The following is a 22551-nucleotide window of genomic DNA, read 5'->3' as shown; positions in this document are numbered from 1 at the left end:
GCTGGGTAACGATTGCGTTGCCTGGCCCTTTTTAATCAGAAAGGATCCTGGCATTGACTACGTTACGGTTTTTAAACGGTTTAGACACCATCGGCGGAAATATTGTCGAAATCGCCCAGGGGGATTCCCGGGTAATCATGGATTTCGGCGTCACCACCATTGATCCGCAGTTATCCATTGACAATATGATTGCCCAGCATCAGCTGCCCCACCTGCCCGAGTTGTTCCATCCTGAGCTGCCGGACAAGTTTCAGCACGAGGCCATCTTTATTTCCCACCTGCACATCGATCACATGGAGGCTTTGCAGTATCTGCAACGGGACATCCCCATCTATCTGAGTCCCGACGCTTATCAGCTTTATCAAGTCTTGATTGCTCAGCACATGGAAGCACCCGTCGCTAATTTGCATATCTTGCCCTACGAACAGCCCTTAACAGTGGGCAGTTTACAGGTCACCGGCTTTGCCAGTGATCACGATACGGTCGGAGCGATGGCGCTGCTGGTGGATGATGGCCGCCAATGCTTTGCCCATAGCGGGGACGTCCGTTTGAATGGACCCCACGCCGACCGCGTGCTAAACTGGTCTAGAGTGCTGAAAACTCGGCGGGTCAAAGTATTCATGCTGGAAGGGACAACATTCAGCTTTTCTGCCCCGGTTCCTGTAGAAGATGCAGACCAGCCGGCGACACCCTTAACTGAAGCAACGCTTGCCGCTAAATTTCAAGATTTGCTGCACGATCAGCCGGCGACCCAATTTATTTTGAATGTTTATCCCCGCAACGTGGAACGGTTGCTGGCCCTAGACAAAATTGCGCGCCAGGCTGATCGGCCAATCATTTGGGAACCGGAATTTGCTGCCGTCTTGCATGCCTTTGCCCCGGACACGCCGCTCACGACGTTTGGTCCGGACACCATGGCAGCAATTCAAGCGAATCCCGGTCGGTTTGTTTTGCAAAACAGTTATGCCCATCTGGCCCGACTGACTGCCCTCCCCCGACCGGCTGTTTATCTGCACTCCAACGGCGAGCCGCTGGGTGATTACGATCCCCGTTTTGCGCAGTTGAAGGACTTCCTGGCAGCCGCTGATATTCCCTTCACTTTTTTATCAGCCACCGGTCATGCTCAGCGGGCAGATTTGATCACCCTGGCCGAGCGCGTTCACGCCATGTATGTGGTTCCCTGGCACACCTTTAAGCCCCAAGCAATGGCGGATGCGTTAGCCCCAACGTATAGTGACGTCTTACTCCCTGAACGGGATTTGTACTACGAATTTTAAATTTATCGAAAACACGGAAGAAGGAATTTTGCATGGCAACAAACGATACATTGCCTGAAAAATTGAAACAAGAATTATTACGGACAAAAGAGTCCACGAAAAATCTGGCGGTTGATATTGGTATTTCCTACGCCAGCCTCCAATCCTACTTGACCGGCCGGACTCAACCGGGCGCTAAGAACCGCAGCATTTTGGAAGCTTATTTTGAAAAAGTTGCCGAGGAATTAGCCGCCCAACCGGCCCCCAGTGAAGAAAAGGCAGCGGCCCCCGCGGCCAAGGCGCCCACCGTGGAAGAACCCGCGCCGGTGCTGACAGACTATTCCATCTACATGGATGAATCTTTTGATCCTGAACAACAGGGCCGCGGCAACAATCTGATCGTCGTCAGCGGTATTCTGGTGCCCCAATTGGAAGAAGCGAGCTCTTTGAAGAAATTCCAAGATGCCCTTTATCCGTTTGGCTGGGACAAAGGCGACGAAGTAAAAGCCCATTTCAAGACGAACGAAAATATCGTTAAAATCTTGCAGATGAGCCACGATAAATACATCGATTACGCCGGTTTGAAGACCGAAAAGGTTCCGGTCCTGCTAACCCGGAACAATGCTAACGAACGTTTCTCCCAAACCTTCCCGTATATCCGGCTGCTGAGCGAATTGATTGGCCACACTTTGGCCGGCAAACATCTGCCGCAACTGAACCTGACCATCACCATGGATTACTCGCCAATCATTGACGAGAATCAATTGCGGATGGTCCGGGAAAGCTTGCAAAAGCACTTACTGCTGAAATACCAGCAACGGTCCAGCATCTACATTACCAGTGCGGACTCCAAGGATCGGCTGGGCTTGCAGCTGGCTGATTTCTTAGCCAACTACCTCAATCGGGTCGCTACGAAGTCCATTGATCCGGTGATCGACTTGATCCCGTTCAACCACGATAATTCCGAGATGGCCCAACAATTCGTGTACTTCTATGGCTTGCAGGATCAGCGGATCAACTACAGCGCCCTGCCGAGCACTGCGACGGACGAACAGCCAACGGCCGTTGCGGCAACAACGACCACGGCCGCTCCGGCCGCCGCTGTCTCCACTAGCAGCCCGTCCACCCAAGCCGCTTCTGCCGCACCGCAATCGGCTCCGACACCGCAAGTACAGATTCAGGCGCCCGCAGCGCAGATGCCTGCTTCGACCGCAGACACCAATAGCAACCATGGTAATGGTAATAATACTGCCGGCAGCACTGCCCCGCAGCCAACACCTAGCCGTAAGCAGCCGGTTATCCACAAGCTGGACGCCCACTTGAGCCGGCCGGTACCCACTTCGACCCAATACTTCACCAATAATCAGCATGGGACAACAGCGAATAACCGAGAAACAACATCTGCTGCACCGGCAACTGAAGCGAAGGCCGAAGCTAAGTCAACGGATGACAGCGCCCATGCCCCTCGGGTGCGCGTCGCTGAAATGGAGAAGGTCAATGACTTTGTTCACGACCTTCTGCCGTTAAATCTTGCCGTCCTAGCCAACACAACCAGTGCCCAACAGGATGAATACCGGGACACAGTAAAGGGAATCACCACGATCATCTTCAGTGTTCTGCCCAGCAAGATGAAGGGCCAGCTGATCACCGGCAAACCCCGCAAGACCTTGAAAAATATTACTGATCTGCTCGAAGCGGTGCACAATGCCGAGAAGAGTATTCCAACATTGAAGATCAAGGACAAGCATGGTCAACTGACCGCTGCCCGGACAATGCTGGAGAAGACGTTACAGTGGGCCGACAAGAACAATATCACCCCGGCGGCCATCGACTAATTCGAACCGCACAGAAAAAGCCAAACCTCTCAGCAACGAGGTTTGGCTTTTTTACCGTCCATGCAACCATGCTGTTTAATCATAACGCTGGCTCAGGGCACGCTGGACATCCCGGGCCTGTTCCTTGCGTTTCAGGGTCTCACGTTTGTCATACTCGTGCTTCCCCTTGCCCACGCCAATCAAAATCTTGGCGTAGCCGTGTTTCAGGTAAGCTTTCAAGGGCACAATGGCGATCCCTTTTTCCTGGACGACGCCCGCCAGTTTGGCAATCTCACGCTTCTTTAACAACAGCTTGCGATTGCGTAACGGGTCGACATTGAACTGATTTCCCTGCTTATAGGGCGAAATATGCACGTTTTCCAACCATACTTCACCGTTGCGGACCCGGGCATATCCGTCCCGCAGGTTCATTTTACCCTCACGGACGGACTTGATCTCTGTCCCGGTCAAAGCAATGCCCGCCTCGTAGGTTTCCAGAATCTCGTAATTGTGACCGGCCTTTTTGTTTTGGGCGAGCTGGTTGGCCGGGTTTTTTTGCTCTTTACGTTTGGCCATGCCGACGCACCTTTCTTTCTGTTACTTATGGTTCTGATTGCGACGATGATTATTACTATTGTTGCTGCGCACGACCCGCGGCCGGTTGAAGCCGTCGTCGCTCTTGCCGCTGTTGTTATTATTGGTGTTCCGATTGCCGCGGTTGTTGTTATTGTTGCCGCGGAAATTCGGCTTGCCGCCAGTGGTCTTGCGAGGACCGCTGTAGTTGCCGGAATTGCCGTATTGCGCCATCCGCTTCTGCCGCTGATCCGCACGCTGCTGATCCTCTGGGCTCAGGACTAATTCAAAGGTCAACTGGCGCAGCGTCACATTAGCTGTGACCAATTTAACTTTGACGTCTTGGCCGATCCGGTACATTTTATGGGTCGATCGGCCAATCAAGGCTAACTGCTTCTCATCGAATGAGTAGAAGTCGTCGCCAATCGTCGAAATGTGGACCAGACCCTCAACGGTGTTCGGCAGCGCAATGAACATTCCGAAGCTGGTGACCGAAGCGACGACGGCATCGAATTCTTGATCGACTTGGTCCGCCATATATTCGGTCTTCAGCAGATCATCCACGTCCCGCTCCGTGTCAACTGCTTTGCGCTCTTGGGTCGAACATTGCAACGCAACATCTGGCAGGATCTCGTGGAACTTATCCTTTTCCTTCTGGGTCGTGCCATTAGCCGCGTACTCATGGATCATCCGGTGCACGAACAAGTCCGGATACCGGCGAATGGGCGAGGTGAAGTGGGTATAATACTCGGCCGCCAAACCAAAGTGGCCCAGCAGTTCATCGGAATAATGGGCCTGTTTCAAGCTGCGCAGCATCATGATATTGACCACTGCCTCTTGCGGCGTACCTTCCACCTGGGCCAGCAGATCCTGCAAGGCCTTGGGCTTTACGTTCTCTGTGCCGCCTTTAGGATGAATCCCAAAAGCCGACACAAATTCGTAGAAGGATTGGATCCGATCTTCATCAGGCGTTTCGTGCACCCGGTACAAGAACGGCACATGCTTCTTGTAATAGGCCTCTGCGACGGTCTCATTGGCCGCCAGCATGAAGCTTTCGATCATTCGCTCTGCCGTCCCCCGCTCACGCAAGACGATATCCACTGGCTTAGAGTTTTCATCCACAATGATTTTTGCTTCAGTGTCTTCAAAGTCGATAGCCCCGCGGCGATGACGCATGGCAAAGAGAATCTTATGCAATTCGCCCATGGTGTCGAACATGTCGTCCAGCTTGGCGTATTGTTCCCGCAGTGCTGAATCGCGATCTTCGATGATTTTGTTCACGTTGTTGTATGTCATTCGGGCGGCTGACTTCATCACACTGGGATAAATATCATACTTCACGACGTGACCTTCACCATCAATTTCCATGTCGCAGGTCAAGGTCAGGCGCTCTACTCCGGGATTCAAGGAACAAATGCCGTTGGATAGGCGGAACGGCAGCATCGGGATCACCCGATCGGCCAAATAGGTACTGGTCCCGCGATCATAGGCTTCCTTATCCAAAGGCGATCCCTCAGTGACATAGTGGGACACATCGGCGATAGAGACGCCTAAATGATAATGGCCGTTATCCATTTTCCAAACCGCCACGGCATCGTCGAAGTCCTTCGAATCATCACCGTCGATGGTGACCATCGGCTGATCCGTAATATCCCGCCGGCCGATTTTTTCTTCCGGCTGCACGGTATCGGGAATACTATTGGCCTGATCCAGGACTTCCTGGGGGAATTCATCATGCAATCCATGATCGTAAACGATGGACAGAATGTCGACCCCGGGCTCGTTCTTATTCCCAATGGTCTTCAAAACGACCCCTTCCATCTGGGTCGGTGTCTTCGCTGTGGGATACTTAGTGATCTCCACTAAGACCATATCACCCATTTGGGGATGGATACCTTCATTAGACAGGAAAATCACATATTGGGCCAATTTCTTTTCGTGACTGGATGCATAACCGATCTGGCCCGTCTTCTTAGCTTCTGCGTCGGAATACTGGACAAACTCACCGACTAGACGAGTGATTTTGCGTTCGACGACACCGGAAATATAGCCTTCCGGGCCCTTTTTCTTCCAAGGATTGCCCGGACCGACCATCGTGACAACGACCGTATCGCCGTCAATGGCCGTATCAGTCTTGCCTTTGGGGATAAAGATATCCGGTTGTTCATCATCATAAGAGACAAAGCCGAAACCCTTCTCGTGGCCATGGAAAACACCCGTAACGACTTCGTCGATCGGGGTCAGCTGATAACGGTCGTTACCCTGAGGTGTGATGCGCTTGTCGTTTTCCAGTTCGGTCAGGACCTTCACAATATTTTTGAAGGCTGCCGCGCCGCCTAAGTGCATGATCTTGGCTAATGTCTCGACCGTATATTGGGTCTCTGGATGACTGCCAAAGATGTCGTAGACATTCGCAATTAATTCATCGTGTTCATTCATTAAACTGTTTACCGTCCTTCTTACTTGGTGGCACCCCACCAGAATTCATTTGTGCAAAGAAAAATGAGGCCGAAAAATGTGCGTTCACGACAACAAGGGGCAAAAGCCGTACCTTGGCTTTGCCCCTTGTTGCGTTAAGCAGAAATTGCTGGCTTGTGTTCCGCGACTAGGAAAAGCATGCGAGTCTGTCATCGCCGACAACGTTGTGTTCCAGCCTCTGTATCCATTAGATTATTTTGATCCGAGGTAGACCAGAATCAACGCAAATACGAAGAATAGAAAGCCTAAAACGGCCGTCACTTTCTCCATAAATGCTTCAAAGCCCCGCTTCTTTTGTTGACCAAAAAGCTCGCCGCCGCCACCAGAAAGGGCGTTCAGCGCATCCTGCTGTTTGGTCGGCTGCATCATGACCGCGATCACGATGGCAATGGAATCAATAATGAGTAACGTCATAACGAGATTATACACGTATAGAACCTGCTTTCACTCCGGATTGCTAAATTTACTTGTTTATCGTACCACACTACGCGGGCCGCCGTCTAGCATGAGCGATTCGGCTAGCACCCCCGGCGGGCCAAAATAGGGTATGATGGGGACAACTTAGAATAGAAGGAGCGGACGAATAATGACCAGTACAATGCTCGCCATTTTATTAACGACATTTCTCACGGTGATGACCCTATTCTTTGCGTGGCTGGCGGTCCGGGTCAGATTGCAGACCCTGGCCACGATTCGCCGCCGGATTCTTGCCTTAAAGGACAAATTACGCCGTCCGGGTGATCATTTTGAGCTCAGCGGCCCGGTGGTCAGTCATCGGTTCTGGAAAGATTATGTGCTCCGTGATGGCCGCGGAATCTTGCGCCGGGTGGGTAAAATTGTTACCTTTTTGCTGCTGATTCATATTGCTGGGATTTTTTTGCCATTGCGGCTGGTGATGCTGGTTCTTTTTCTGCCCTTTGCTGACGCGGTATATTTCTATATTCAGCTCCACCGGTACGACGATCTGGTCGCTAACTGGGATAGCCAAGTGCAGCAGCATTACATCGCCGCCGATCCCAGCGACAATCACTAGTGCCGTTGCTGAACCAGCGCTGTGAGCTCTTCTTTGACTTTTGCGCGCATGCTGGCGTCCACTGCCACTAACAGCGTATCCCCGGCATGAATCAAGGTATCGCCGCTGGGGACCAATTCCTGTTCCCCTCGCCGAATTGCCACCAGCAAAGTGCCTTTCGGCCAACGGAAATCACGCACCGAGATGTCTTCCAACCGCGAACCAACCGTCACCGGAATTTCAATATGCGCCCGTTTGCCCGTTGGTCCCCGCGTGCCAGCGGGCAATTTGAGCCGGTCGCGCAAACTGGCATAGATTGGTGCCCCGTGCAGCACGTCCACTACCAGATAAGCCACGAGGGATACCACAGCCAAGGGCATCAGGTGCACGAGTGATCCCACCATTTCAGTGATCAATAGAATAGCCGTAAACGGCGCCTTGCCAATACCGGCGAAATAGCCAGCCATGGCAAAAATGACAAAATTAATGAAGTATTGCCGCGGCAGCCAGCCGAGCATGATCATCACGGTGGCGTAAATACCGCCCAATACGGCGCCTAGACTAAGAATCGGCAGAAAAATCCCGCCGGGCAGACCGGACCCATAGGCGACCATGGACAATGCAAAGCGGACCGCGAATAAGACCAGCAACAATCCGAGAGTGGGCACCACTTGCCCCATGTGCAGGATAATGGCGTTTCCCCCGCCTAACCACAGCGGTTGCCAAAAGCCAACTAGAATGGTGACTGCAAACGGTACGAGACCGTCCAGCCAGCGCGGCAGCGGGACAAATCGCCGGTACCAGCCGGGCATGGCCAGCAATGTCTTCTGATAAACCACGCCCAGCAGCCCCAGCAAGACGCCTAATCCCAGCAAATGGCCGTATTCATTCAACGGCAGACTATTGGCATAGGTGAGGTGCAGGACCGGCGTCAAGCCGAAGACCACACTGGCGACAAAATTAGCCGCCACGGCGCTGGCCAGCGATGCCAGCCAAACCAGCAGGGAAAAGTTGTGGTATATTTCCTCCAGCACAAATAACGTACCGGCAATGGGCGCATTAAACGCGGCGGATAATCCGCCAGCTGCCCCGCAGGCAATGGCAATGCGGCGCGCGGTACCGGCCTGACCGGTAGTTTCCGCGAAACCCTGGCCGACAGCGGCGCCAAGCTGAATTGAGGGCCCTTCCCGACCCAGAAATAGACCCGGACCGATACTTAAGACGCCGCCGATAAATTTGCGCCAGAGGATCGACCACCAGTGCAGCTGCAAGGCGTCATCCAGTTGGGCCTCAACTTGAGGAATACCCGAGCCGCTGATCTGCGGCTGCTGCTTAACCAAGATGCCGGCCCCTAACGGCAGCAGGACACTGCCGCCGATGATCACCAGCCACCACCAGCCGTGGCCAGTCTGGACCTGCTGATAGACCCAGATGGTGGCGGCCAGCATTTTACCGATACTCCAGCGAAAGGCGCTCACGACCGCGCCGGTACAAAGACCAATCAGCAGCCCGCGCCCCACCAGAATCAAACGGGTCCAATCGATTGGCTGAGTCTGTTTGGACGTTTCCACACCCTGTCACTCCCTTCAAAAGTTCAGACAAAAACACCGCAGACTGGTGGCGCCGGTCCGCGGTGTTTGTCGACCCCTGATCGTCACCAGAGGGTTAAGCGATTATTACTTCTTGATGTTGTAGAAGCTCTTGATGCCCTTGTATTCAGCAGCATCGCCGAGTTGATCTTCGATCCGCATCAATTGGTTATACTTAGCGATCCGATCAGTCCGGCTCATGGAACCAGTCTTGATCTGGCCAGCATTGGTGGCAACAACCAAGTCAGCGATCGTTGTATCTTCAGTTTCACCAGAACGGTGAGAAACAATAGCTGTGTAACCAGCTTCCTTAGCCATTTCGATGGCTTCCATTGTTTCAGTCAACGTACCGATTTGGTTCAACTTGATCAGGATGGAGTTAGCAACGCCCATTTCAATACCCTTTTCCAGATATTGCGTGTTCGTTACGAACAGATCATCACCAACGATTTGGACCTTCTTGCCCAAACGAGCAGTCAGAGTCTTCCAGTCATCCCATTCGTTCTCGTCCAAAGGATCTTCAACGGAAACGATCGGATACTTGTCGATCAAGCCTTCCAGCAAGCTGGTGAATTCATCGGCAGTATAGTTCTTGCCGTCACCCTTCAATTCATATTGATGAGTGTCGGTGTTGTAGAATTCAGAAGAAGCGCAGTCGAAGGCGATGGAAATATCTTCCCCAGGCTTGTAGCCAGCACGTTGGATGGCTTCAACCAGGATTTCGAAAGGCTCTTCGTTGTTCTTCAAGTCCGGTGCGAAGCCGCCTTCGTCACCAACAGCGGTCATGTAACCCCGCTCCTCGAGCAGTTTCTTCAAGGTGTGGAAAGTTTCAGAACCCATCCGAACAGCTTCGTGGATCGACTTAGCCCCAACCGGCATGATCATGAATTCCTGGAAGTCAACGTTGTTGTCTGCGTGTGCACCACCGTTGATAACGTTCATCATCGGTGTGGGCAGAACATGACCATTGGTCCCGCCAAGATAAGAGTACAGCGGCAGGCCCAGTTCGTCAGCAGCTGCGCGAGCAGCAGCCAAGGAAACACTGAGGATGGCGTTAGCGCCCAACTTACCCTTATTCGGGGTGCCGTCCAAGTCGATCATCGCTTGGTCCAAAGCACGTTGGTCGGTAACGTCCATGCCGATGACTTCTTTAGCGATCTTGTCGTTAACGTTGGCAACAGCCTTCAGGACACCCTTGCCGCCGAAGCGCTTGGGATCGCCGTCACGCAATTCAACAGCTTCGTGTTCACCAGTAGACGCACCAGAAGGAACGATTGCCCGGCCAAAGCCGCCCAGTTCAGTGTAAACTTCGGCTTCGACAGTGGGGTTGCCCCGAGAATCCAACACTTCGCGGGCCAATACATCAGTAATAACAGACATGTGGTTATCTCTCCTTTTTAAACAATGTAGAAACAATGACTCAAGTTCATTCTACCGTATTTAACGGTGGGACAAAAGGAATTCCTGGATTTCCCAACCAATCATTCCCCTTGCCGCAACCAATTAGTCTTGGTAGTGAACGAGTTGCAGGAAGGAATCAGGTTGCAGGGAAGCCCCGCCAACCAGCCCGCCGTCAATATCCGGCTGAGCCATTAATTCCTTAACGTTGTTCGGCTTCATGGAACCGCCGTATTGGATCCGAGTGGCATCCGCAACCGTTTGATCATAAAGCTTCGCGATCGTCTCCCGGATGTGCCGGCAAACTTCCTCAGCTTGGTCGGAGGTCGCCGTCTTACCGGTCCCAATAGCCCAGATTGGTTCATAGGCAATGACCAATGCCTTGGCCTGGTCAGCAGATAAACCGTTCAAAGCGGCTTCAACCTGAGTCGCGACCCAGTCTTCCGTTTCGCCGGCTTCGCGTTGTTCTAAGGACTCGCCAACACAGATGATTGGCTTCATACCGTTGGCAAAAACGGCCTTAGCCTTCTTGTTGACGTCCTCATTCGTTTCATGGTAATAACCGCGCCGTTCGGAGTGGCCGACGATGACGTACTTGACGCCTAAGTCAGCTAAAACCTTAGGACTGGTCTCGCCAGTAAAGGCCCCTGATTCGTGATCATTGGCATTTTGAGCAGCGGGCACCAAGACAGAATCTTTGGCTGCATCCACTAAGGCCGTGATGTCGATTGCCGGTGCGGCAATGACAGACTCCACCTTGCTGGGATCCGGTAATTCATTCTTGACAGCAGCCACGAATGCCCGGGTCTCATCAGGGTTCATGTTCATTTTCCAGTTGCCTGCAATAATAGGTTTACGCAAAATTACTCCGTCCTTCCGTGATTACTTGTCAGAAATGGAGGCGATACCCGGCAATGTCTTACCTTCCAGGTATTCCAGAGAAGCGCCGCCGCCAGTGGAAATGTGGGTAATCTTGTCTGCAATGCCCAATTGCTCAGCAGCCGCTGCGGAATCGCCGCCGCCGATGATCGTGGTGGCCCCTTGCAGGTCGCCCAGTGCTTGGCCGACTTCCAAAGTACCCTTGGCGAAGTGGCTCATTTCAAACGCACCCATCGGGCCGTTCCAAACAACCGTCTTAGCGCCTTGCAGCTTCTCCTTGAACAGAGCAACTGTCTTCGGGCCGATATCCAAGGCTAATTCATCGTCAGGAACATCCACGCCGACAGTCTCGTAAGGCACGTCGTTGGAGAATTCCTTAGCGACCACGTTGTCGACCGGCAAAACGATCTTGTCACCAGCTTTAGCCAGTAATTGCTTAGCCAAGTCTTCCTTGTCCGGTTCGTACAGAGACTTGCCGATCTTGTGGCCCTGGGCCGCCAAGAAGGTGTAAGCCATGCCGCCGCCGATCAGGATGTGATCAGACTTAGGAATCAAGTTGTCAATGACGCCGATCTTGTCGGAAACCTTAGCCCCGCCAAGAATGGTAACGAACGGGTGAACCGGATTGTCGACCGCTTCGCCCAAGAACTTGATTTCCTTTTCCATCAAGAAGCCAGCCGCAACGGGCTTGCCAGCAGCCTTCATAGCGGTGGCGATACCAACGTTAGAAGCGTGCTCCCGGTGTGCTGTCCCAAAGGCGTCGTTGATAAATACGTCGCCCAAGGAAGCCCAGTATTGACCCAGCTTCGGATCGTTCTTGGATTCCCGCTTGCCAAAATCGTTGTCGATATCTTGGAACCGAGTGTTCTCCATTAACAATACCTGACCGTCTTGCAGCTTGTTGATGGCGTCTTCTAATTCCTTGCCTTCGTTAACCGGTACAAATTCAACCGGCTTGTTCAACAATTCGGAAAGACGAGCAGCAACGGGCTTCAAGCTCAGCTTAGCCTTGTCTTCGTCACTCTTGATCCGGCCTAAGTGAGACAGCAGAATTGCCTTGCCGCCATGCTCGATGATGTATTTAATCGTCGGTAAAGCAGCGCGGATCCGGTTGTCGTCGCCAATCTTGCCGTCCTTGATGGGCACGTTGAAGTCCACCCGCATCAAGACTTTTTTGTCTTTGACATCGACGTCAGAAACAATCAATTTTGCCATTGTGTAGTAACCTCCTAGTTAAACTTTCCAAAAATAAAAGGCGAAGGGAGTGAACCTCCCTCCGCCTCAACGTTATTGCCGTATTAAAGCTGGACGCTCAGATTAGAGAGTGGCAAACTTCAACAGCGTACGAATCATCTGGCAAGTGAAACCATATTCGTTGTCGTACCAAGCAACAGTCTTAACCAATTGGTTGTCGCCAGCAGTAACAACTTCAGTTTGGGTCGGGTCGAAGATGGAGCCGTATGTTGTACCGATAACATCGGAAGATACGATTTCATCAGCGTTGTAGCCGAAGCTTTCGTTGCCTTCAGTGTGCTTCTTGATTGCTTCGTTAACTTCGTCGGCAGTAACCTTCTTGTCAAGGATAGTAACCAATTCAGTCAAGGAACCATCAACAACAGACACACGTTGTGCATGGCCGTTCAGGACACCCTTCAATTCAGGAATTACCAAGCCAATGGCCTTAGCAGCACCTGTGGAGTGGGGAATCGTGTTAACAGCGGCAGAACGAGCAGCACGCAAGTTGCCACCACGTACAGGGCCGTCAAGCAGCATCTGAGTGGAAGTGTAGGCGTGAACCGTCGTCATGGTACCAACCTTGATACCAAATTCGTTGTTGACGAAGTAAGCCAGAGGAGCCAAGCAGTTAGTTGTGCAGGAACCAGCAGAAACGATACGATCGTCACTGTTCAAAGTGTCATCGTTAACGTTGTAAACGATGGTCTTTGTGTCGCTGCCAGCCGGTGCTGAGATCAGTACCCGCTTTGCGCCAGCGTCCAAGTGTGCTTGGGACTTAGCCTTGGAAGTATAGAAGCCGGTGCATTCCAGAACGTATTCAACGCCGTCGTTCTTAACCCAAGGAATGTTTTGTGCTTGGGGTTCAGCGTATACACGGTACTTCTTGCCGTCAACGACGATGGAGTCGTCAGTCGCGCTCACTTCACCAGGGAAGGTGCCATGAGTGGAGTCATACTTCAACAGATGAGCCAGCATTGCCGGGCTGGTTAAATCGTTGATAGCGACAACTTGAATATCGTTGGACTTAGCACCTAATTCATAAATCCGACGGAAAGCCAAACGACCGATACGACCGAAGCCGTTGATACCAATTTTGACAGTCATACAAAACTTCCTCCTTTAGGAAATTGAACAATAATATTTTAAAGGGTTGCCCCATTTAAAATCACTTTAGCTGCACCTTCATCCGTGATCAACCACGTATGTTCCGGTGCACTATGCATGTACGCCTTAATTGCTTTGCCTTTGGAAGCTCCGCCAGCAATGCAGACGACGTACGGGATTTTCTGCAAATCAGAAACTTGCAGGCCAATGCGCGGTACCTTGTAAACCACCTGGCCGGCTTCATTGAAGAAATAGCCGAAGGCTTCGCCGACTGCTTGATCCTTTTGCAACAGCTGAATCGTGGCCGCGTCCATTTCACGACGCTTGGCCATGACCAAGGCATCACCCACGCTGTGGACTACCGCAGTCGCATGACCGATCAGATCAAGGACCCGGCGTACACTCGGTTCTTTCAAAAGCGGCTCGTAAACATCGGCACTCACATTATCCGGAAGATAAAGGGCACGATGCTCGCCGCCAGTGGAACGGGCCATCTCGGCACAAATCGTGTTGGCCTGAATGTCGACCCGTTCGCCGATACCGCCGCGGGCGGGAACGAACATGAGCTGGCGGTTCTGCCCCAGCCTACGGCTAAGAGCGGTCGCCACATGGCCCATCGTGTTGCCGCCCATGACGGCAACGACGTTCCTGCCATCCGGCAGCAATGCGTTCAGCGTTTGATTCACCAGCGCACCCATCTCATCAAGAATCTTCGGCTGCGTATCGCAGTTACCCGATACAATCATGACGTGATCCACACCCAACACATGGGCTAATTGATTCTCCACATCATGAATGCCAACCAATTGATTCATGAAGTTCTCCAAGCCTTGAAGAACTTCTCGACCATGGGTGGTGATGACCATCCCGGCGGATGTTGAGTCGATCAGCCGCTGGCGACGGAGGAAATCTGTCTCCGTGCGCAGCACCCGCTCGCTTACATCCAATTCAGCCGCCAGTGTGCGGCGGCCGATCGGGGACGCCCAACTGATCATGCGCAGGACCTGATACCGTTGGCGAAGCACAGATAGGAAATCCGGCGCGAGCGCCTCGATCCACCCCAGTTCTTCGTGCACGATATCTGACCCCTCTCTGGGACGCATTATGTCCAAGGGTGTCACAGAGTGACCCGGTGAGGGGAAAATTTTAAGGGATCCACTCACTTCGGTTCTCCCTCTGACACTTATCAATATAGCACTCGCCGTAGGGGTTTGCAAGTTCAGCGCTTCTTCCTGCAAACCCCATTGGGCCTGGTTTTGGGCCACTTTTCAGCCCTTTTTTGCGCAAAAATATCAATAATTGTTCGGAATTTGCACATATTTTCAGCAGGTTGGACAAAAAACGCCCCAGTCGGCCGGGGCAGGCTGGCCGAAGCCACCAAAAAAACCGCCCACCGACAGCAATCGGTGGGCGGAACATTCTGAATCACTATGCGCTGTGGGGGAATCGAACCCTCATCTAAAGAACCGGAATCTTTCGTGCGATCCATTACACTAACAGCGCATCACTTGAAATATAATACCTGAAACCCCGAGGAATTACAAGGGGGTCGCAGAAGTTTTTCGCCAGAATCGACAGAACTTTGCTATGATGGAGTCAGTTACTGAATTAAGAAAGGAGCCTTCCCCAATGGATAAACACACTGCCGCCGAAGTGTTACATATCGTGAACGGCGTCTTGCTGATCACCACCGGTACGATCGCCATCGTCGCTGCCGGTCTAAGCTTGGCCGCCCCCAAGGACAAACATGAGCGTCGCCGTTGACGCCTGGATTCTTTCGTGGTAAATTAGCAGAGTAACTTGATGAGTGCTAATTGTGGGCATGTTGATGCCCTACCACAGTACCCAATTGCCTGTCACCATGCATCGCACCGCTGCTCGCCGCATTTTGGCTGAACCGGTCGCGGTGCGCTCTTTGAAGGAGGTTTTCTGAACCTATGTTAGTCCCTACAGTTATTGAACAAACTTCTCGGGGCGAGCGCGCCTATGACATTTACTCCCGGTTACTGAAGGACCGCATCATCATGCTGTCTGGCGAAGTAAATGACCAAATGGCCAACTCGATTATCGCCCAACTGCTGTTCCTGGATGCCCAGGATTCCGATAAAGATATCTACCTGTACATCAACTCTCCGGGCGGTGTCATTACGTCCGGCTTGGCAATCATGGATACCATGAATTTCGTCAAGGCTGACGTGCAGACGATTGCCATCGGGATGGCGGCTTCCATGGCCTCCATTCTGCTGACTGCCGGCACAAAGGGCAAGCGCTTTGCTCTGCCAAACGCCACCGTCTTGATTCATCAACCCTTAGGCGGTGCCCAGGGTCAGCAAACGGATATCCAGATCGCTGCTGAAGAGATCTTGAAGACCCGGAACAAGATCAACCAGATCTTGGCGGACACGACTGGCCAGCCGCTGAAGAAGATCCAAGCCGATACCGAACGGGATAACTACATGTCTGCTGAACAAGCCAAGGATTACGGTTTGATCGACCAGATCATGGACCGGACGCAACCGGCAGCAAAGAAGTAATTTAATCTTGGGCTTCGGCCCGACTAAAAAATAATAGCGGCGGCACATGCCAGATTCTGGTATGTGCCGCCGCTATTTTTGTTGGCGCTAGTTGCTCATCGTCGGCAGATCTTCAAAATTGCCGTCAGGAATCGCCGCCAAATGATCCCGGACAGAGGACACTGCATCCCGGACATGATTGTATTGGTCTGGGGTCAGCCCGATCCACTCCATGCACGTACCGACGCGCTCGTCGACTTTATCCTGCATGTCGCGGCCATAGGCGGTCAGCTGGACGTCCAAGCGCCGTTCGTCCCGCTTAGAGCGCTGCCGGCTTAACCAGCCGTCCTTTTCTAACCGCTTCAAGAGCGGCGTCAGGGTGCCGCTATCCAGCCCAACTCGTTCGCCCAGAGCCTTCACTGACAGCGTGCCATACTGCCACAAGGCGAGCAGCACGATGTATTGGGAATAGGTGAGGTGGAATGGCGCCAGTGCCTTCGCATAGAAGCGATTGAATACTTTATGTGCCTGATAAATGGAAAAACAGAGTTGTTCATCCAGAATAATAGGGGTTGCCATAGGCTTATGCTTCCTTTCTGTTACTGTAATTGCCTTGCCGCAAGGTATCCGCGAAGGCATTGATTTTGCGCAGCCGGTGATTGACCCCGGATTTCGACACCGGGCCGCCGGGGAGCAATTCACCAAGCTCTTTCAACGACACCTCAGGATGAGCCAGCCGGATGGTCGCAATTTCTCGGAGCGATGGGGATAACGCGCTCAGGCCGACTGTTGCTTGAATCAATTCAATGTTCTCGATCTGGCGGGCGGCAGCGTTCACCGTCTTGTTCATATTTGCGGTCTCGCAATTGACCAGCCGATTAACTGAATTGCGCATGTCCCGGACGATGCGGACATCCTCAAATTGCAGCATCGCATTGGTCGCACCGATCAATTGGAGAAAATCGGCGACTTGTTCCGCCTCTTTGAGGTAGACAATATAGCCGCTGCGCCGGGCTGTTTCCTTGGCATTCAAGTGAAACGACCGCAGGGCTGCCAACAGATCCCGGGAATGATCGGCATATGTGGAGTAAATCTCTAAGTGATAGCGGCTGGTTTCAGGATCATTCACCGACCCGCCGGCAAGGAAGGCCCCCCGCAAGTAGGAGCGCAGCAACGGTTCTTTGCTGCTGATATCCGACGAGATCCGGTGACTGATATGCAGGGCATCATCTTGCAGGATCGACAGGTCGGTGAGCACCCGATGGCTGCCCCCCTGCAGGCGCACCGCGTAATTATAATTCTTGCGTAAATTCATTTTCCGACTGACCAGCAGCTCCGCCTCAACGGCATACACCTGCTTCAGTAAGGCATAAATACGCCGGGCAATGGCTGGATTCTCTGTCGCCACGGAAAGGACAAATTGATGATCCACTAACCGCAGTGTACCGTTCATCCGAATCAAAGCAGCCAGCTCAGCCCGGGCGTGCTGCCGATGGACCGGCAATAGCGTTAATTCCTTTTTCACCTGACTGGCGAAAGACGCCATTGACTCACCCCCTGCCCTTTCTGCCGCGCTTATCCAGTTTGGCTTGGAACGCCAGATTCAGCAACTCCTTGGCCACCTTGCGGCCGTTATGGAAAACACCGCGATCGTGCAGGTCCAAGAAATTGTCGGAGATCACATTGCAGCCAAAGGCCCGTAAGCCATCGAAGTCATGGCGCACTTGGTATAAGTATTCATCATACTTTTGGCGGTCCATGTAATTCTCCGGTACCGGCGCCGTATTGACCAGGACAGTATCGATGTAGTTGCCGCCGAGATGGCGGTTCAATACCGCCACATGGTCGGCGTCAGAAAAGTTCTCGGTCTCACCCTTCTGAGTCATGATATTGCAAATATAGGTAATGTTGGCCGCGGTATGGCGCAGCGCGTGATGCACATTGTCGATCATCAGATTCGGCAGAATACTGGTGAACAGCGAGCCCGGACCCAGCACCACGACTTGGGCGTCCATGATCGCGTCAATCACCTGATCGGCCGCTTCCGGCGGTTCAGCGGGGTTGTCCTTCTGGGTTACCCACACGCGCTGGATGCGTTTGCCGGCACCGGAGATCTCAGTCTCCCCCTGGCGGGTGGAGCCGTCGGTGAACTCAGCGTTCAGAGTCAGCGGGACATCCGCCACGGGATAGACGTGCCCGTCCACTTTCATCATCGCCGACAATTCCTGAACAGCAGTGAAAATATCGCCATCCATTTCCGCCAGCGCAGTAATGATCAGATTGCCAATGGCATGACCAGAGAGAAAGGCGTCGGAACTGTTAAAGCGGTATTGGAAAATCCGCAACTCTGAATCGGATAATTCCGATAATGCCACCAGGACATTGCGGATATCCCCGGGCGGCACAACATTGATGTAGTTGCGCAAAACGCCGGAGGAGCCGCCATCATCGGCCACAGTCACGACCGCAGTGATGTCAGCGTTCTCCTGGCGCAGGCTGGATAAAATAACTGGCAGGCCGGTGCCGCCGCCAATAACGACGACTTTGGGTCGGCGGCCGCGGATGACGCGAATAATGCGGTTGTCTCCATTCATGAGCGGTTCACCGTCTCCTTTCGCCGATGCATATCCCGATGAGTCACATCCACGGAATACTTCTTGCCTAAGTCCTGAGCCAGCCGCTGGGCAATCGCCACACTGCGATGCTGACCGCCAGTACAGCCGATGGCAATGGTCATACTAGTCTTGCCCTCTCGCTGGTAACCCGGCATCGTCAGCCACAACAGATCAATGAATTGCTGGTAGAATTTCTCAGTCTCCGGCTGGTTCATCACATAATCATAAACGGGCTTATCCAAACCCGTGAGCGGCTTGTACGCTGGAATGTAGTACGGATTCGGTAAAAACCGGACGTCCATGACGATATCGGCATCAATGGGAATGCCATATTTATAACCGAAGGACATCACTTCAATGTGAAACGGCGTATCACCGGATTCCTTGAAGTGGCCGAAAATCTCTTCCCGTAATTGCCGAGGCGACATGTTCGAGGTGTCGATCACAATTTGTGCCCGATTCTTCATCTCGGTGAGCAGCTCGCGTTCCAGCTTAATGCCCTCCAGCAGCCGACCGTCCATTGCTAACGGATGGGAGCGGCGGGTCTCCTTATAGCGGGCGACCAGCTCAGAATTCGAGGCATCCAGGAAGAGGATCCGGGTGCGTACGGTATTGGCGTTGTCCAGATCGGCCAGCATGGAAATAATCTGGTCATAGAATGCCCGGGAGCGCAGGTCGATGACCAGCGCGACCTTTTGAATCGATCCGGATTCACGGACCAGTTCCCAGAACTTGGGTAATAGAGACGGCGGCATGTTATCAATGACGAAATAGCCTAAATCTTCGAAGGCTTGGGCGGCAATGGTTTTGCCGGCGCCGCTCATACCGGTGATAATGACCACATCTAATGGATTATTTGAGGCCATACGCACACTCCTTTTCTTTTGCATGGACATTATAACACAGCCGGGCGTGTCCTTCATGGGGCAAATTAATTGTTGGCAATTAAAAAGAGGATTAAGGCAAGGTGATGTCCGGTGTACTGCCGTGCCAATGCTCCGCAAGCTCCGGCAAAATGGGCTGGAACGCTGTGACGGCGGTTTGAGCCTGCTGCGCAGTCTCAAACACGCCTAACCACATCGGCGGCAAGCCGCCGTGTGGTTGCACGGCTGAGCCCATTTTGCCTCCGCTTGCTGCGCATTGGCACTAGATCGACCAGAACAAATTACCTTGCCTTAATCCAGATTAGAACTATTTCTTCGCCTTTACCGGCGTTTTCTTTTTCTTAGCTGCTACTGCGTTTTCCGTCCGGGCTTTATCCCGGTCAAGAATAGGACCGAGGTATTGGCCGGTGTAGCTTGCCGCTACAGTAGCGACGTGTTCGGGGGTGCCGGTGGCGATCACGGTGCCGCCGCCATCGCCGCCTTCTGGACCGAGATCGATCAGCCAGTCGGCGCTCTTGACCACATCCAGATTATGCTCAATGATCAGCACGGTGTTGCCCTCATCTACCAGTCGCTGCAAGACCGTCAGCAAGCGCTTGATATCATCGGTGTGCAGACCGGTGGTGGGTTCATCGAGGATGTAGAAATTGCTGCCGGTGGACTTCTTGTACAGTTCAGAGGCCAGCTTCATCCGCTGGGCTTCGCCGCCGGACAGGGTCGTGGCCGGTTGACCCATTTTCACGTAACCCAAGCCCACGTCAACAATAGTCTGCAGCTTACGGGTGATCTTCGGAATGGCTTTAAAGAAATCCAGCGCCTCAGCCACGGTCATGTCCAAAACTTGGGCAATGTTCTTCCCGTGATAGGTGACTTCCAACGTCTCGGAATTATACCGGGTGCCGTGGCAGACTTCGCAGGGCACATAAATATCCGGCAGGAAGTTCATTTCGATTCGAATGATCCCGTCACCCTTACAGGTCTCGCAACGGCCGCCCTTGACGTTGAAACTGAAGCGGCCCTTGGAATACCCGCGAATCTTCGCTTCATTAGTCTTGGCAAACAGGTCGCGAATATCATCAAAGACACTGGTATAGGTAGCCGGGTTGCTCCGGGGGGTCCGGCCGATCGGGCTTTGGTCGATATCCACCAATTTATCAATATTCTTGTAGCCGGTGATGTTCTTGTACTTCCCCGCTTTGTGGGAATTATGGTTCAGCTTCTGCGCCAGCGCCCGCTTCAAGATCTGGTTGACCAGCGTCGACTTGCCGGAACCAGAGACTCCGGTAACCACAATGAACTTGCCCAGGGGGAAGTCCACATCAATATCCTTCAGATTGTTTTCTGCGGCCCCGGTGATGCGGATCTTTTTGCCATTGCCGCTGCGCCGTTCGAGCGGTACCGGCACAAACTTTTTCCCTGCCAGATACTGCCCCGTCAACGATTTCGGATTTTTCGCAACCTGGGCTGGGGTACCGGCGGCCATCACTTCGCCGCCCTTTTCACCCGCGCCGGGTCCAATATCGATCAAGTAATCCGCCGCCCGCATGGTGTCTTCATCGTGCTCAACAACGATTAAGGTGTTCCCCAAATCCCGCATTTTTTTCAACGACGAAATCAACCGGTCATTGTCCCGCTGGTGCAAACCAATGGAGGGTTCATCCAGAATATACAGCACCCCGGACAGATTGGAACCGATCTGGGTAGCTAATCGAATCCGCTGGGCCTCCCCACCGGACAACGTACCAGCCGCCCGGGACAGGGTTAAATAATCCAGGCCCACATTACGCAGGAAAGTGAGCCGATCCCGCACTTCCTTCAAAATCGGCTTGGCAATGACGGCTTCTTGTTCAGACAATTCGACCTGCTTAAAGAACGGGAGTGCATCCTTGATTGACAGGTCAGAAACTTCGGCAATATCCTCGCCGCTGACCTTAACGCTCAGGGCTTGACGGTTCAGCCGCTTGCCGTGGCAGGTCGGGCAGGTCAGTTCGGTCATGTACAACCGCATTTGATCTCGGGTAAAGTCACTGTTGGTATCCCGATAACGCCGGGCAATGTTCGTAAGGACGCCCTCGAAGGCCACATCAACATCCCGTACGCCGCCAAAGTCGTTTTCATAATGGAAGTGGAATTCTTTGCCGCCGGAACCGTTCATGACCAGGTCCCTATCTTTCTTCGGCAAGTCCTTAAACGGCGTATCCAAATCAATATGGAAGGCGGCGGCCGCCTGGGCCAGCAATTCCGGATAATACTGAGAACTGATTGGGTTCCAGGGTGCAATGGCCCCTTCCCGCAGTGTCTTCGTATCATCAGGGACGACCAGATCCGGGTCCACCGACAGCTTCATGCCCAGTCCATCACAGTCGGGACAGGCACCAAACGGCGCATTGAACGAAAACAGCCGCGGTTCAAGCTCACCCACGGTAAATCCGCAGATGGGGCACGCATAGTGTTCAGAAAAGACCAGCGGCTCTCCGCCGATCACATCCACATTAGCGTACCCATCAGATAGCCGCAGGGCAGCCTCTAGGGAATCGAAAAGCCGTGACCGCACATTATCCCGAACCACGATCCGGTCAACCACGATGTCCACATCGTGTTTCTTGTTCTTATCCAGTTCCGGCGCTTCGCTCACATCGTAGGTCTCCCCGTCGACCCGCAGGCGGACATAGCCCTCCCGCTTCACCCGGGCAAATTCTTTTTTCTGGGTACCCTTCTTTTGGCGGACGATCGGGGACATAATTTGAATCCGGGACCCCTCCGGCAGAGCCAGCGTGCGGGCGACCATTTGGTCCACCGACTGGCTTTGGATCGGTGTGCCGTCGTTAGGGCAGATGGGATGACCCACCCGGGCCCACAATAGCCGTAAGTAGTCATTGATCTCGGTCACTGTGCCGACCGTGGACCGCGGGTTCTTAGAGGTCGTTTTCTGATCGATCGAAATTGCCGGCGATAATCCGTCAATGCTGTCCACATCAGGCTTCTGCATCTGCCCGAGGAACTGCCGGGCATAGGCTGACAGACTTTCGACATAGCGCCGCTGACCTTCGGCGTACAGCGTGTCGAAGGCCAGCGAACTCTTTCCTGACCCGGACAGGCCAGTGATGACCACCAGCTTATCCCGGGGGATCGTCACGTCAATGTTCTTCAGATTGTGGGCCCGGGCACCATGAATAATGATTTTGTCGTTGGCCATATGT

20 protein-coding genes and 1 tRNA gene are annotated in these 22551 nt (G+C 53.1%); 5 read left to right on the top strand and 16 right to left on the bottom strand.

Annotated elements, in window-relative coordinates; genetic code table 11:
* Nucleotides 1–53 precede the first annotated feature (53 nt).
* Both FMM01_RS01610 and FMM01_RS01605 read left to right on the top strand, forming a co-directional pair.
* On the top strand, nt 54–1277 hold the full coding sequence (locus FMM01_RS01610) for an MBL fold metallo-hydrolase (protein WP_150391502.1): 1224 nt from the start codon (nt 54–56) through the stop codon (nt 1275–1277).
* 32 nt (nt 1278–1309) lie between these two features.
* The gene (locus FMM01_RS01605; protein ID WP_150391501.1) at nt 1310–3091 is read left to right on the top strand and encodes a helix-turn-helix domain-containing protein; all 1782 of its coding nucleotides are present in this window, start codon (nt 1310–1312) and stop codon (nt 3089–3091) included.
* A 75-nt stretch (nt 3092–3166) separates the two neighbouring features.
* Here the strand turns inward: FMM01_RS01605 and smpB are convergent, their stop codons facing one another.
* The 3 genes from smpB to secG form a co-directional block, all read right to left on the bottom strand.
* A complete protein-coding gene (gene smpB / locus FMM01_RS01600; RefSeq protein ID WP_150391500.1) occupies nt 3167–3646 on the bottom strand; it encodes an SsrA-binding protein SmpB in 480 nt (159 codons plus the stop codon).
* Nucleotides 3647–3667: 21 nt separating this feature from the next.
* Nucleotides 3668–6082 carry a ribonuclease R gene (gene rnr / locus FMM01_RS01595; RefSeq protein ID WP_150391499.1) on the bottom strand — a complete coding sequence of 805 codons (2415 nt, stop codon included), beginning with the start codon at nt 6080–6082 and terminating at the stop codon, nt 3668–3670.
* Nucleotides 6083–6313: 231 nt separating this feature from the next.
* Entirely contained in the window at nt 6314–6550 is a 237-nt protein-coding gene (secG, locus tag FMM01_RS01590) for a preprotein translocase subunit SecG (protein ID WP_027827501.1), read from the bottom strand.
* 157 nt (nt 6551–6707) lie between these two features.
* Between secG and FMM01_RS01585 the strand changes: the two genes are divergently transcribed.
* A complete protein-coding gene (locus tag FMM01_RS01585) occupies nt 6708–7154 on the top strand; it encodes a hypothetical protein (RefSeq protein ID WP_027827502.1) in 447 nt (148 codons plus the stop codon).
* On the opposite strand, the gene FMM01_RS01580 is transcribed toward FMM01_RS01585, so the two are convergent.
* The 7 genes from FMM01_RS01580 to FMM01_RS01550 form a co-directional block, all read right to left on the bottom strand.
* Nucleotides 7151–8704 carry a ClC family H(+)/Cl(-) exchange transporter gene (locus tag FMM01_RS01580; protein ID WP_150391498.1) on the bottom strand — a complete coding sequence of 518 codons (1554 nt, stop codon included), beginning with the start codon at nt 8702–8704 and terminating at the stop codon, nt 7151–7153. The two genes, FMM01_RS01585 and FMM01_RS01580, sit on opposite strands and share 4 nt — an antisense overlap.
* Before the next feature lie 105 nt (nt 8705–8809).
* Nucleotides 8810–10102 carry a phosphopyruvate hydratase gene (gene eno / locus FMM01_RS01575; protein WP_027827504.1) on the bottom strand — a complete coding sequence of 431 codons (1293 nt, stop codon included), beginning with the start codon at nt 10100–10102 and terminating at the stop codon, nt 8810–8812.
* A 123-nt stretch (nt 10103–10225) separates the two neighbouring features.
* Nucleotides 10226–10981, bottom strand: coding sequence for a triose-phosphate isomerase (gene tpiA, locus FMM01_RS01570; protein ID WP_027827505.1), 756 nt, complete (start codon nt 10979–10981; stop codon nt 10226–10228).
* 21 nt (nt 10982–11002) lie between these two features.
* Complete coding sequence (locus FMM01_RS01565) at nt 11003–12214, bottom strand: phosphoglycerate kinase (RefSeq protein ID WP_027827506.1); 1212 nt, start codon at nt 12212–12214, stop codon at nt 11003–11005.
* A gap of 102 nt (nt 12215–12316) precedes the next feature.
* Entirely contained in the window at nt 12317–13339 is a 1023-nt protein-coding gene (gap, locus tag FMM01_RS01560; RefSeq protein WP_027827507.1) for a type I glyceraldehyde-3-phosphate dehydrogenase, read from the bottom strand.
* A 38-nt stretch (nt 13340–13377) separates the two neighbouring features.
* Nucleotides 13378–14415, bottom strand: a complete 1038-nt coding sequence (locus FMM01_RS01555; protein WP_063515297.1) for a sugar-binding transcriptional regulator — start codon at nt 14413–14415, stop codon at nt 13378–13380.
* A gap of 355 nt (nt 14416–14770) precedes the next feature.
* Nucleotides 14771–14842: transfer RNA gene (locus tag FMM01_RS01550), tRNA-Arg, on the bottom strand.
* Nucleotides 14843–14968: 126 nt separating this feature from the next.
* Here FMM01_RS01550 and FMM01_RS16610 point away from each other — a divergent pair.
* Both FMM01_RS16610 and clpP read left to right on the top strand, forming a co-directional pair.
* A complete protein-coding gene (locus FMM01_RS16610; RefSeq protein WP_258456733.1) occupies nt 14969–15103 on the top strand; it encodes a hypothetical protein in 135 nt (44 codons plus the stop codon).
* Between the two features lie 173 nt (nt 15104–15276).
* Nucleotides 15277–15873 carry an ATP-dependent Clp endopeptidase proteolytic subunit ClpP gene (clpP, locus tag FMM01_RS01545; protein ID WP_027827509.1) on the top strand — a complete coding sequence of 199 codons (597 nt, stop codon included), beginning with the start codon at nt 15277–15279 and terminating at the stop codon, nt 15871–15873.
* A gap of 87 nt (nt 15874–15960) precedes the next feature.
* Here the strand turns inward: clpP and FMM01_RS01540 are convergent, their stop codons facing one another.
* From FMM01_RS01540 to uvrA, 6 genes are all read right to left on the bottom strand, one after another.
* Nucleotides 15961–16431 (bottom strand): MarR family winged helix-turn-helix transcriptional regulator, encoded by a 471-nt coding sequence (locus tag FMM01_RS01540; protein ID WP_027827510.1) that lies wholly within the window; start codon nt 16429–16431, stop codon nt 15961–15963.
* Nucleotides 16432–16435: 4 nt separating this feature from the next.
* Entirely contained in the window at nt 16436–17398 is a 963-nt protein-coding gene (gene whiA, locus FMM01_RS01535; protein ID WP_027827511.1) for a DNA-binding protein WhiA, read from the bottom strand.
* A 4-nt stretch (nt 17399–17402) separates the two neighbouring features.
* Nucleotides 17403–18446: a gluconeogenesis factor YvcK family protein gene (locus tag FMM01_RS01530; RefSeq protein WP_027827512.1), complete on the bottom strand. Its 1044-nt coding sequence runs from the start codon at nt 18444–18446 to the stop codon at nt 17403–17405.
* Nucleotides 18443–19333: an RNase adapter RapZ gene (rapZ, locus tag FMM01_RS01525; RefSeq protein WP_063515298.1), complete on the bottom strand. Its 891-nt coding sequence runs from the start codon at nt 19331–19333 to the stop codon at nt 18443–18445. Before rapZ ends, FMM01_RS01530 begins: the two co-directional genes overlap by 4 nt.
* Nucleotides 19334–19424: 91 nt before the next feature.
* Nucleotides 19425–19586, bottom strand: coding sequence for a hypothetical protein (locus FMM01_RS16145; protein ID WP_190973426.1), 162 nt, complete (start codon nt 19584–19586; stop codon nt 19425–19427).
* A 72-nt stretch (nt 19587–19658) separates the two neighbouring features.
* Nucleotides 19659–22547, bottom strand: a complete 2889-nt coding sequence (gene uvrA / locus FMM01_RS01520) for an excinuclease ABC subunit UvrA (RefSeq protein ID WP_063515299.1) — start codon at nt 22545–22547, stop codon at nt 19659–19661.
* Nucleotides 22548–22551 lie beyond the last annotated feature (4 nt).

Origin of the sequence: Schleiferilactobacillus harbinensis (assembly GCF_008694105.1) — a bacterium.
GTDB classification, from domain to species: domain Bacteria; phylum Bacillota; class Bacilli; order Lactobacillales; family Lactobacillaceae; genus Schleiferilactobacillus; species Schleiferilactobacillus harbinensis.
Note: the sequence above shows the minus strand (reverse complement) of the source record. Positions and strands in the feature narration are given on the sequence as shown.